The 10388-nt window shown below is 42.4% G+C and carries 20 protein-coding genes and 1 pseudogene; all 21 read right to left on the bottom strand.

What is annotated here, in order from left to right:
- Nucleotides 1-160: 160 nt before the first annotated feature.
- Nucleotides 161-535: a nuclear transport factor 2 family protein gene (locus tag G367_RS0106740; protein ID WP_020412355.1), complete on the bottom strand. Its 375-nt coding sequence runs from the start codon at nt 533-535 to the stop codon at nt 161-163.
- 85 nt (nt 536-620) lie between these two features.
- Complete coding sequence (locus G367_RS27075; protein ID WP_020412356.1) at nt 621-995, bottom strand: DUF6334 family protein; 375 nt, start codon at nt 993-995, stop codon at nt 621-623.
- A 117-nt stretch (nt 996-1112) separates the two neighbouring features.
- Nucleotides 1113-1448 carry a hypothetical protein gene (locus tag G367_RS0106750; protein ID WP_020412357.1) on the bottom strand — a complete coding sequence of 112 codons (336 nt, stop codon included), beginning with the start codon at nt 1446-1448 and terminating at the stop codon, nt 1113-1115.
- Nucleotides 1449-1661: 213 nt separating this feature from the next.
- Nucleotides 1662-1922, bottom strand: coding sequence for a hypothetical protein (locus G367_RS26055; protein ID WP_157533388.1), 261 nt, complete (start codon nt 1920-1922; stop codon nt 1662-1664).
- A gap of 159 nt (nt 1923-2081) precedes the next feature.
- Nucleotides 2082-2252, bottom strand: a complete 171-nt coding sequence (locus G367_RS26600; RefSeq protein WP_211214900.1) for a hypothetical protein — start codon at nt 2250-2252, stop codon at nt 2082-2084.
- Nucleotides 2253-2606: 354 nt separating this feature from the next.
- Nucleotides 2607-3164 carry a hypothetical protein gene (locus G367_RS0106765; protein ID WP_020412360.1) on the bottom strand — a complete coding sequence of 186 codons (558 nt, stop codon included), beginning with the start codon at nt 3162-3164 and terminating at the stop codon, nt 2607-2609.
- Between the two features lie 125 nt (nt 3165-3289).
- Entirely contained in the window at nt 3290-3766 is a 477-nt protein-coding gene (locus G367_RS0106770; protein ID WP_020412361.1) for a protein-tyrosine phosphatase family protein, read from the bottom strand.
- 137 nt (nt 3767-3903) lie between these two features.
- Nucleotides 3904-4509, bottom strand: a complete 606-nt coding sequence (locus G367_RS0106775; RefSeq protein WP_020412362.1) for a DUF1287 domain-containing protein — start codon at nt 4507-4509, stop codon at nt 3904-3906.
- 534 nt (nt 4510-5043) lie between these two features.
- Complete coding sequence (locus G367_RS0106785; RefSeq protein ID WP_020412364.1) at nt 5044-5469, bottom strand: hypothetical protein; 426 nt, start codon at nt 5467-5469, stop codon at nt 5044-5046.
- Between the two features lie 18 nt (nt 5470-5487).
- Nucleotides 5488-5811: a hypothetical protein gene (locus G367_RS26605; RefSeq protein ID WP_020412365.1), complete on the bottom strand. Its 324-nt coding sequence runs from the start codon at nt 5809-5811 to the stop codon at nt 5488-5490.
- Nucleotides 5812-5883: 72 nt separating this feature from the next.
- Nucleotides 5884-6387, bottom strand: a complete 504-nt coding sequence (locus G367_RS0106795) for a hypothetical protein (protein ID WP_020412366.1) — start codon at nt 6385-6387, stop codon at nt 5884-5886.
- Nucleotides 6388-6464: 77 nt separating this feature from the next.
- Nucleotides 6465-6902 carry a hypothetical protein gene (locus G367_RS0106800; RefSeq protein WP_020412367.1) on the bottom strand — a complete coding sequence of 146 codons (438 nt, stop codon included), beginning with the start codon at nt 6900-6902 and terminating at the stop codon, nt 6465-6467.
- Nucleotides 6903-7089: 187 nt separating this feature from the next.
- Nucleotides 7090-7263 (bottom strand): DUF6881 domain-containing protein, encoded by a 174-nt coding sequence (locus tag G367_RS27080; protein ID WP_353056846.1) that lies wholly within the window; start codon nt 7261-7263, stop codon nt 7090-7092.
- Between the two features lie 76 nt (nt 7264-7339).
- The gene (locus G367_RS0106805) at nt 7340-7675 is read right to left on the bottom strand and encodes a low molecular weight protein tyrosine phosphatase family protein (protein WP_020412368.1); all 336 of its coding nucleotides are present in this window, start codon (nt 7673-7675) and stop codon (nt 7340-7342) included.
- Between the two features lie 156 nt (nt 7676-7831).
- Nucleotides 7832-8242, bottom strand: coding sequence for a hypothetical protein (locus G367_RS0106810; RefSeq protein ID WP_020412369.1), 411 nt, complete (start codon nt 8240-8242; stop codon nt 7832-7834).
- A 117-nt stretch (nt 8243-8359) separates the two neighbouring features.
- On the bottom strand, nt 8360-8695 hold the full coding sequence (locus G367_RS26060) for a hypothetical protein (protein ID WP_157533389.1): 336 nt from the start codon (nt 8693-8695) through the stop codon (nt 8360-8362).
- Nucleotides 8696-8785: 90 nt separating this feature from the next.
- Nucleotides 8786-9082: a hypothetical protein gene (locus G367_RS0106815; RefSeq protein ID WP_157533390.1), complete on the bottom strand. Its 297-nt coding sequence runs from the start codon at nt 9080-9082 to the stop codon at nt 8786-8788.
- Nucleotides 9083-9188: 106 nt separating this feature from the next.
- Nucleotides 9189-9620 (bottom strand): hypothetical protein, encoded by a 432-nt coding sequence (locus tag G367_RS26440; protein WP_020412371.1) that lies wholly within the window; start codon nt 9618-9620, stop codon nt 9189-9191.
- Between the two features lie 101 nt (nt 9621-9721).
- The gene (locus tag G367_RS0106825) at nt 9722-10048 is read right to left on the bottom strand and encodes a hypothetical protein (RefSeq protein WP_020412372.1); all 327 of its coding nucleotides are present in this window, start codon (nt 10046-10048) and stop codon (nt 9722-9724) included.
- A 44-nt stretch (nt 10049-10092) separates the two neighbouring features.
- Nucleotides 10093-10188, bottom strand: coding sequence for an IS3 family transposase (locus G367_RS27085; RefSeq protein ID WP_157533391.1), 96 nt, complete (start codon nt 10186-10188; stop codon nt 10093-10095).
- A 12-nt stretch (nt 10189-10200) separates the two neighbouring features.
- Nucleotides 10201-10388, bottom strand: a pseudogene (locus G367_RS27090) (DDE-type integrase/transposase/recombinase); the annotation flags it as partial.

Genomic DNA, 10388 nt, shown 5'->3' on the forward strand with positions numbered 1-10388 from the left:
CGAGTACCTATTTGAACTCAGATGTGTATTGGAAATAGTTTCTTCTTTAAGTTTGTCCCATAAGGACCCCCTTTAGTGGATACTAAATTTACTGTCCACTAAAGCGTTATAAGTTCAAAGCATGGCGGGATTGCGGGCCGGGTCGTGTTGCAGCCTTTTGTTAGGTAACGGTACATGAGTGAGCCGCTTTAACCTGAAGGCTATTATCCTGATTGGCCCATATACGCGTAAACCTGAAATCTCCGTTAGTTGGATTGCCATCATATGTTCCACATATTTGTACTCGAGCGGTAACTACAGCAGTGTTGCCTAGTATTTTTATACTATTTTCTGAAATATTGATTGACTCTATATCAAGCCTTCCTGATTCATGTGCCGATAAATCGTCTCTTTTGGTAAGCAATTGGCCGAGGTGGTTTGTAAAAACTAAATCATCAGCAAGAAGCGCTGATAATGCATTTAAATCAGAATCCAACATCGCATTCCGTAGCTTTGTTTCTGCTTCTTGTACTGCTTTACCAAGCTCTGTATTCATGTGTAAAACTCCAGTTTTTGCCTATCGCCGTGCTCTGCGGTAATTTGGGAGCGCCAGCGAGTAAATTTTCTGCAGCAGCACCTTGTTATAACTCACTTACTAAGTATTGCTTAATCGATGACGCCATGACAACTAACTCAACAGAGACCCCGCTAGAAAACTCAAACTTTAGAGCATCAGAATAGCCTTGATTATTCCTCATTTCCCAAGCCCAAGTTAGCTTATTCCCTATGCATTTGTGAAACACTGTAGGGGAAGTCCTTTCAGCCAATAAAGAGCCTTCCTCGAAACTCTTTAGATAGATTTCATCCGTGTCATCGATTACACAGAATACACAACTCGAGTGCTCAAACCTCAGCAATATCTGCGTTATTTCGCCAGGCAGTTCTTGGGGCCCATATGATGAAACCTCTTCAAGTATTCCGGCCGACTCGACTAACTCTGAAAGTTTCACATCCACCCTCGAGAGTTATAACGCCACCAACATGGGTCGAAATGGAACAGAGAAGCTGCGGAGTGTAGGTCCAGCCAGCTTTGCTGGCGAGCGCGCTTGGCTTTGTTAAGTGTTTGGTTAGCTCTATATAACATCAGGGTTGTTACCTATTTGCATACACACTGTAGGGAATTTTTTAGCTTTGAACTCAAATACTGCGAGACCATCCTCTGCCAACCAAGGCTCAACTACCTGATTTTCTGGAACCTTACTAACTGTATACTCCAGGCCGTACTTACCAAGGGCTTTGATTGCCGGTTGCCACAACCCCTCACAATTTTCTGAATCAATGGGGAATTCGCTATTGTACTCTGAGTTAAAAAGTCGCTCGCGCCATGTAGGATCTTGACTAAGATCAATAATCGCTAACTCCAACCAGCGCCTATGGATTTTCTTCAGTACTCTAGGCTTTCTCTTCATGTGAAACTTAATGCCTTCTGCATGTGGCCGAATATGAAGTCCGGGTTTTGTGTGAGTATGTAGTCGCATAAAGTTCAAGCGGAGTTTTTGGGTCCATGCTACTAAACTTGTTAAATCCTGTTCATAATATACGATGATTTATGGATATCAATACGCTTCACTACAGCAGCCAATCCGACAACATTAAGATAATCCGAGTCACTTGTAGAAACACTAACTTTTTTCAGCCATATAAGCTGCAAGAGCAATTGAAAGCAATGATTTTCCGCCTTCAGTTTTTGAATCAAAAGCAAAAACTCCAGTGCCCGTTAAACATGAATTGATTGCAGCATCCCCCCGGCCAGTAGAGGACCATAATATTGTTGTCCCAGTATCTGTAGTGACGATACGATCTAAGCTAGCATTTTGATAATTACTCGCTAAAGATTGTTGTGGAATTGTTAACAACAATGTAAAGAGCGAAATATGTTTCATAAGTATTTAATAATTATTACGACTAAAGATTTGACGTCTCAATAACCCGCAGCTGGAGCGCAGTGAAGCGGAATGTAAGTTGTCGGGTGCCGAAGGCGCGTAGTTAATTGATTTTTTAAATATATAACCACACTACACTAATGATAAGTAGAGCCATTATTACCGCTTGGATTTATTGGATTTACCTTGCTCAGCTTTAGCTTCAAGTGTATCAGTCACTCCTTTATTCATTGTTTCTCCCTCCGCATAACGCCGTAATCGACTGCGCAAAAAGTGCGTAAAATTGGCTGTCTGCTGCGTTTCCTTGATGTACTGTTTTTCTTGCGTCAAGTTAATCACTGACTATACCAATTGAAAAGACGAAAAATAATATTGCTAGAGAGCCAACAAGAATCCATTGCCCATACACAGCAAACAGAATCATACCAAGAAACAAGAAAATAGTTATTAAAGTTGATCCGAGATCATTAAGAACCTTCTTTCGCTTCAGTCTTTTGATCTTGGGTTTTAATTCCTTTTCCTGCAACAGCTCTACGTTATTTTTCAAATATTATTCTCTCTAAATGTATAACGCCGCGCTCAGCCGCCGCAAACTTTGGACGCTTTATACGCAAAAATAGGGGCGAGGCGACCGCGTATAGAGTGCATAAAGTTAGACGTCAGTCTGCAGCGATTTGTTACGCCTTATTTTACCAAGCTAGCCTTCCCCGCTTCTACACTCCATAGGCCGGTAGAAGTACTTACATAAATTGGCTTTCCATGATGAAGGCTCAAAAACACATGAAATTCAGTTGGCACGTTTGAAATAAAGTGTGTAGAGAAGGGGATGCTATCCCCCTCAGCATGAACCAATAAGCATGTTTTTGTGGATGGGGACACATCCACAATATCATTTGTACCTAGTTTGAATCTGAATTTCAAGTGACGACCAAATTGAATACCGGAATCATTCTCTGGGCTTAACACAAAATATATATTTTCAGTTTCAAACTTATTATCTATTACAGATACAGCCTTGTACTTTCCGTCACACACAAGATCTTTAGACATATCTAAAAGATCTTGCTCTCTACTCGTGTAGGGCAAGCTTCCATCTTCCGAACGGATAGCATCATATAGCTTTTTGCCTAAGTATTCTGAGTGTGCAATCTGAAACGCTGCATCTATGTCATTTTTTACGGACGTAGTTTTGCATCCAGAAATAGCCAGAATAGCGAAAATTATCGATATTATTTTTTTCATTGTTATTTTCCCTGATTGAAGTAAAACGCTATGGGTATTGGGCGGACCGCGCGAAGCGTGGATCGTCCGGTGGAAGCCATGTTGTGGCTGGAACGAACATCATCCACTTGTTGCTTAGCAACACTTTAAACCAATCCTAACCACTCTGTTTGCCCCTCTGTATCGGGTACTTGAACACCTCTGGCCTGAGATATGAGTGATAGCGCTTCTTGTGAAGTGAGGCCCGATCTTACCAGTACCGCACCGGCAATAATGCCAGTGCGACCGATGCCTGCTCGACAATGAATTACGACATGTTTACCTAATGAAATCTCATGTAGAAGTTGATCAGCTAGTTCTATCGCATCTTTTGTAACTGGAAGACCTCGATCGGGTATAGGAAAAGAAACATACTCTATCGAATTCTTTTGGCAAAGTTCTTCTTCTGATTCCAATCCAACTTCGCGCTGCTCGAATAATTCTAGAAGGCTCACAATTTTATCAATGCCTAGACGAGCAAGTCCTTGGAATTCGTCTTCGATCCATTCGCCAGAAACAGGCTTTGCCATGACTGACAAAGCACCATTTCCAATATCTTTTACTTTATATGTGGTGGGTAGCATAATTTCCTTGAGGTACGTAACGCCCGCGGCAGCGGCGGATTACCTTATACGTTTATTGCGCGAAAATGGGAGTGGAGGGACCAGCATAAAGCGTGCATAAGGTAAGCCGTCCCGCGGAGGCCCGAAGGGCTGTAGATTTATGGCCTGTACCTATTATATTTCTCAGGGACATACTGGTAGTGTCCGGTTATTTTGAACTCAAATAGCATATCCTCAAGCTCAGGACCGCGCCCAATATTGTGGACAATCATAGGATTTCCAGATTCAGAATGAATAGTATCGGTGACTATACCTATATGAGGTAAGTTACCTGGCAACATCCAAGTTACTATATTTCCTGGTTTGTAGTCATTTGCCGAGTTTGAAACTGCAAGCTCTTTGCCATTTCTTTTAAAGAATGCCTGTAAATTAGGAACCCTGCGATGATCGATATTCTTATCTGGCTTGTTTAGGCCCCAAATTCTATTCGACGGATAAGAGCTAAAATGAGAGCGCATATCTTCATGGACCAAAACCTGAAGGTCCACTCCTAGTCTTCTGTAGGATCGAATAACTACATCAGTGCATACGCCTATATTCTCTGGAACATCCCCTCCAGGGTATGGGATTGAAATATAACGACCATCATATGTGACCGCTTTCTTTATTCTTTCATGGGCGGCTTCAACAAAATCCGTTTCAAATGTGGCGCCGCTTGCGGAGCAAGAGACGAAAAACAAAGCTATCAGAATTTTTCTTTGCATCTTAGCTTCCTAGAGATATAACGTTGCCAATAGGGGCAGCCAGAGCGTTTGCGTGCGAAGCGCGCCGCGTAGACTGCCCAGCCCAGCCCTGAAGGGGATGGGCAAGCCAGTTTGGTTTTGTTAAATAGCTGGCCTACAAACATGTCCCCACCTGTTCTATTGTAGATTTAGCAACTACCCCTTTAGAGTCCGCCTTGAATGTGATGATATAGTGCCATTTACTACAGACAATACCTTCAGTCTCACCAAAGTCTACAATCGTTAATGTATTTTCAGAAGAGTTAAAAATAGGCTCAAACACTTTGTATTTTACCATTAGATAACCAATTTCCAGCCTACGTGACTCGATAGATTCTATTTCTGCCTTCCAGTATTCAACTCTTCTTGGCCCCTCATTACCTAACTCACAAGAGTAAAGAAAAACAACCATTATCAGGGTGCATAAATATTTCATAGGCTATTTAGTGTCTGCCGAAAAAGCGAGCAACTTGTTGCGAGTCCAAAGCGCGAAGCGCGTATTTGCACCGGCGCTTGTTAGTTGTTTTTTTTTAGCCGAAATATATCATCCAGAACAGACTCCCCATGGACAGTAGGTGCTAATTCATACTGCCAATTGCGATCTCTTGAATATGAGTTTGACCAATTCCAAGGATCATTAATGAATTCTACCAAGTCAGGCCCATCCAAAGTCCTCGTATTTTCTGGTGAATACGGAACCTTCGAGTCCGGCTTTAGCTGATACAGAGCCAGCAAGCCTTTCGAATTTAGAGAAATTAAAAGTTCAATAGCCAGCTCAAATTTAGCTACTAGGCTCATTTCAAGATTATCAGAATGAATCTCAGAGATAAACTCAGGAAGCGACTTTCCAAAATCGGTTAACTCTACTAACAAGCATTTTTCTTGATCTGACAAATTGATAGCTTTTTCTCCTTGGGCAACTAACGCTTTTAGCACCTGCACCGTAGGCGCTTAAACTTGTTAAGTTATTGTGCATGCTAAGTCCTTTGCCACTGCTAACCTAACTTGATTACTTTTACTTAGCCCGTGCATGTAGGATTTTAATTCGCTTCTCTCCACTATTGGCGGTTTGGAGTTGTCGTACTTGGCGATCTCTACATCAACTAGGTAAGAGCCACTTATTAACACTGTGTATAAATCTTCGAGCTGCTCTGGTATCCAGTGAAGAACATACGCTGTTTTAGTGTTATGGCCTTTGGCAGTCAATACCTTCCGAAGTTTTGAGTCAGGCTCTTGGATTGCGTCGTTGGATCGTATCAACTCTTTGCGAAAGTCACTTTCCATTTTACTTCCAATTAGCGTCATCTACTCGATGCCTCGTGAAACATAACGCCCGCAGCATACTGCCTGCGTTTGTTAAAGGGACTTGGCACACCAATGTGTTACAGCCACTTTAGCGTCAACCTCAGGTTCATTAACCTTTTCTCCAGAGCTAGCAGCGCACTCATTGCTACCACACGTATAGCCAACAGCACGATCTACTTCCCCATATTCTTGAATTAGGCCAACAACTGCATTGTTACGAAGATAAAAACGATTCTTATACGTTCCAGTTGGAACCGCGATAGGAACCGGTACTACCCCTATAAATGCTCCTGCACCCGCCCATGAGGTTCCATCTTTATAAATGAGTACTTTGCATTGCTCAAATTGATCTACAGAATCAGGACTACCCCAATGCTCAACAATTTCAACCTCTGAATAAGGCGAAGCTCTCTTTTCGAAAGAGAATTGATTTCTCTCTTTCCCTAAGCTGAATTCTGTTCTCGCCCATTCGTTTTTCCCATAAGTACCAACAGCCAAACCAACACAGCCAGATACTATGCTTAGAGAAACTAATACGAAAATAGATTTGATCATTGATTTACCTTTAATGCCTTTGGCTGCAGTGCAAGAAGTGTATCTGGGCCGCAATGCGGCCGCACTGCCTAAATTTGTTAAGCTTTGGACCATATTGGATTTTTGATTCGTCCATAACTAAAGAGAGCAAAATATCCTGGAAGTGACATAATATAACCAATAGCTATAGAGATGTGAAATTCACTTTCAGACATACCCATTCTTAAATCAACCTCGGATATAAACATGTAAATAATCCCATAAATAAAATATAGAACTAAAAACATCATCCAGAACTTTGGAAAGAGTATTTGTTTAAGAAAGCAGTAACCGAACAATCCGACAGTTGCAATAACTAAGCTAAAAAGACTTAGGTATTCAGGAATACCTGAATTCTCCGCTACAATATAAGAATAAGAACCAAGAAACGACAAAACCGTAATTAAGAAGAAGTATATCTTCCACCAAATCGACCTTTGCAATTCGCTGCTCTCATCTAAATCTACGCTCGGCGGAGTGTACGGGTTTTCTAACATTAGTTTTTCCTTTAGATAAATTAGCTTAACGCTTTTTAGTAGGCGCGCCGATTTTTGGCGTCACCTGCTTGAACTTGTTAAGAGCTACTTGGCACATACTCATGCCAAAGCAACTCGAATTGTTTTTTATATTGTTTTTCCCCGAAATCCATCTTGGGAGTTTATTTCTTCAAAAGGCAGTACGACTTCAGTGCCATAACCTCGTATGGAGGCTTTCTGTTGATCCGAAAGCAAAGCCAACCGAACCATCATGAAAGAACTCCAATTTCCTTGCTTCGTAGTCATCTATGCCAATTTCAGACACAATCCTTGTAGGTTCATCATTGAAATAATGCTTCCATTCTAAGTCTATATATCTCATAAGATCTTAACGCCTGCAGCACAGGCGGAGCGTCAGCGACATCCAGCCACCTTGCTGGCGATTGTGCCTGCGTTTGTTATGCATTTTTCTGAAGACGAACATGGACAGAGACTTTATCTTCCAAAATACGGACAAGCACTGGGTCCATCCGGTCATAGTTATCAGGTATTGCCAGGCAAACTAGCTTCTTACCCTTTAGTAAATCCTTAAACTTTTTCATTACCTTATTGCGGTGAGACTTCTCCATAACGAAGATTATGTCAGCCCACTCAATAAGATCGCCGCTAATAGTTGTTTCTGCATCTTTATTTGTGCCGCAACCAATAGCATTGATGCCATCATACTGAGAAAAGACTTCTTCTCCAGTTGGGCTTCTCAATCTATTCTCGCTGCAAACGAATAGCAAATTCATTGAACCTTACCCATTGGTGAATAACGCCGCCGGTAGGGGCAGCTTACCTTGTGCACATTTTACGCAGGTCGCTGTGCTCCCATTTTTGCGCAAAATGTGCACAAGGTAAGCTGTCCCGCGGAGGGCCGCAGGCCCAGAGCAAATTGCCCGGCTTTGTTAAGGGCGCTCACTGGCTAATAGCTCCAGTAGCTTCGCATTGTATGCCTGAGCAAAGTATTTATTGTATTCATGGCTGCCTATGTCTAGCGCAAAATTTTTATAGTGGAGCCCGGTGCCACAAATAAGGAAAGTATTGGGCGCAAAATCCTGTAGGCTACCCTTGAGAGCCGACTCCGAAATCCCTGGGACTTTGTACCCTTCGCCGGGAATGTAAACTTCAACAAATTGCTTGTGATCCTGACGATAGTCACTAAGGGCCTCTTCAAAACCACGGTTAGCAGACGCTATAGGATCATTCGCTATTGCGATCAATTCATTACTTTTCGATATTTCGACCCAAACCCACGAAACTAGTCCAGCTAATAGAGTCACACCTAAGAAAAATACGTTTTTTATGGTGTTGTTCATTCTGCCCCTTAACGCTTTGCTCAGCCGCCGCCGGAATGGAGTCGCTTTTTGCTAGCGTAGCGTACAACACAAAGCGAGCGGAGTGTAGATGGTCGGATGTAGTAACTTGTTAAAAGCTTATCGGGACCAGTAACCCAAAATATGGTATTTTCCTGACTCTTCAGGTTTTAAGCGAATGCCGAGAGTTCTAAAGCCAGGGCAGATAATCAGAGCACGATTGCTAGCGCTACCATCGCCTATTGGTTGTTTGGCATCACCTTCTAGAATGTTGAGGGCGCATGATGAGGCAATACTTCGCCGCTTATTGAATTCTGCCTGTGTGCTGTTGCCGACGTGAACGAAGCTATCTGTACTCCCAAACTCTAATAGAGATCTGACGGTTGTTGAAAGTGCCTGATCTGATGAGGCACTAGAAGATAGAGTAAACAAAATAAATGCTGCGATAGTTTTCATAACTTTTGACGCCTCAATAACCCGCAGCTGGAATGCAGCGAAGTGGAATGTAAGCTGTCGGGCGCCGAAGGCGCGTAGTTAATTGGTTTGTTAAATGTAAGGCCACACTGCACCTATGATAAGTAGAACTATTGTTGCCACTTGGATTTTATTGGCTTTACTGTGCTCAGCATTGGCTTCAGGTGTATCAGTCACTCCTTCTTGATGATCGAACCCTCCTTCATCAAGATCTTCGTTGAAGATGATGAGGCCATTAATCAAAACAGCGATCATTACCAGTAACATTGCTGTTAGCCAGTAAAATCCCGTGAAGTACTGGATGCCCAAACCAATTAGAAGACAAAAAGTAATCATTACTGCTGCGGACTTTAGGTCAATACCATTCATCTTCGAGTACATCTAACGCCCGCGTAATCGGCTGGACACGCGAAGCGTGACCAGTCCGGTGGAAGCCCGCAGAGCTGGAATGAAGTTCACGCGCTTATTATGCGCTTTACGTGTCATACTCACCACTATCCCATGGCTCAAAAAATGCCATGTAGTTACCAGGCAGTAACTCTACTGACCAAATATCATCTTCGTCCTCAGGCTCTATAGCAATTAACCCGAATTTAGTTCCATTCAACTCTACAGAAAAAGGCTTAACTTCAATTCTCTCTAAACTTATATTTCCGAGGCTTTCTAATTTAGATGAATACTTTGCCTTTGCTTCATCTACTGAGAACGAACTTCTGGGGCCTAAAGGCTCAATATCTGAATCTACTAAATTACCCAAAGCATCAAATTTGAATAACGCAATATATTCAGCGATACCAGGCTCAAAAGGAGTTGTGAGGAAGAACTGTAACCCGTCTTTGGTAGTTCCGATATGCTGAGCATGATAATTATCATGATCTATTGCGATTAGCTCTGGTTTTCCATTCATGTCTTTATAACTCTTCTGACACATAACACCGTAAGCAAAGTCGCGCGGTAGCGCGTCCAGTGGAGCGCAGCGGAACGATTTCACCTTGCCTTTTTATACGTTTACAGATCTTCTTCACTTATTTTCAATAACCTACGGCTATCTCCTAACCAGACCTCTGTGCCAGAATACATTCTGATCTCACCGTTATTTTCATTGTTGAACGAGAAATTTAATTCCCCGCTAAATGTAACACCACTAATTTGGATATTGTTAAGTTCATCTCGCAGATAGACATCTGCGGTGCACACACGGCAATCGATGACCGGTGCATCTTTAACAATCCAAACTTTACCGTCAGGAACGACATAGCCTTGCTCTTTACTCAAGGTTAATTCTGCACCGAATGCAGAACTAGAAAGTAGGATTAGAGGGATAATAGTTCTCATATCTCAATTACGTTGGTCTTGCCCACAAAAAGTAGACACTCTAACTATGCGTTTTTTCGCTCATACTCTGCTGGACTTACATAGCCCAATGCAGAGTGCCTACGAACCCTATTGTAGAAAATCTCAATGTATTCAAACACCTAAGATTTTGCTTACTCTTCGCTTTCGAATGTTCCGGCATAGACCAGCTCGACTTTTAGCCTGCTAAAGAATGATTCCATTGCCGCATTATCCCAACAGTTAGCCTGGCGACTCATACTCGGCTTGCACTTGCTTTCGGACAAGAGATCCTGGTATTTCTGCGATCGATATTGCACACCCCTGTCAGAGTGAACTATTA

This window comes from Microbulbifer variabilis ATCC 700307, from assembly GCF_000380565.1.
Taxonomy (GTDB): domain Bacteria; phylum Pseudomonadota; class Gammaproteobacteria; order Pseudomonadales; family Cellvibrionaceae; genus Microbulbifer; species Microbulbifer variabilis.

Coding starts and splice junctions, on each gene's coding strand:
- G367_RS0106795 (WP_020412366.1), bottom strand. CDS start 6,387: ATGATCAAATCTATTTTCGTATTAGTTTCTCTAAGCATAGTATCTGGC.
- G367_RS0106770 (WP_020412361.1), bottom strand. CDS start 3,766: ATGCTACCCACCACATATAAAGTAAAAGATATTGGAAATGGTGCTTTG.
- G367_RS0106825 (WP_020412372.1), bottom strand. CDS start 10,048: ATGAGAACTATTATCCCTCTAATCCTACTTTCTAGTTCTGCATTCGGT.
- G367_RS26055 (WP_157533388.1), bottom strand. CDS start 1,922: ATGAAACATATTTCGCTCTTTACATTGTTGTTAACAATTCCACAACAA.
- G367_RS26060 (WP_157533389.1), bottom strand. CDS start 8,695: ATGAAAACTATCGCAGCATTTATTTTGTTTACTCTATCTTCTAGTGCC.
- G367_RS27080 (WP_353056846.1), bottom strand. CDS start 7,263: ATGAGATATATAGACTTAGAATGGAAGCATTATTTCAATGATGAACCT.
- G367_RS0106815 (WP_157533390.1), bottom strand. CDS start 9,082: ATGAATGGTATTGACCTAAAGTCCGCAGCAGTAATGATTACTTTTTGT.
- G367_RS0106775 (WP_020412362.1), bottom strand. CDS start 4,509: ATGCAAAGAAAAATTCTGATAGCTTTGTTTTTCGTCTCTTGCTCCGCA.
- G367_RS0106740 (WP_020412355.1), bottom strand. CDS start 535: ATGAATACAGAGCTTGGTAAAGCAGTACAAGAAGCAGAAACAAAGCTA.
- G367_RS26605 (WP_020412365.1), bottom strand. CDS start 5,811: ATGGAAAGTGACTTTCGCAAAGAGTTGATACGATCCAACGACGCAATC.
- G367_RS0106800 (WP_020412367.1), bottom strand. CDS start 6,902: ATGTTAGAAAACCCGTACACTCCGCCGAGCGTAGATTTAGATGAGAGC.
- G367_RS0106810 (WP_020412369.1), bottom strand. CDS start 8,242: ATGAACAACACCATAAAAAACGTATTTTTCTTAGGTGTGACTCTATTA.
- G367_RS26440 (WP_020412371.1), bottom strand. CDS start 9,620: ATGAATGGAAAACCAGAGCTAATCGCAATAGATCATGATAATTATCAT.
- G367_RS0106805 (WP_020412368.1), bottom strand. CDS start 7,675: ATGAATTTGCTATTCGTTTGCAGCGAGAATAGATTGAGAAGCCCAACT.
- G367_RS0106765 (WP_020412360.1), bottom strand. CDS start 3,164: ATGAAAAAAATAATATCGATAATTTTCGCTATTCTGGCTATTTCTGGA.
- G367_RS0106750 (WP_020412357.1), bottom strand. CDS start 1,448: ATGAAGAGAAAGCCTAGAGTACTGAAGAAAATCCATAGGCGCTGGTTG.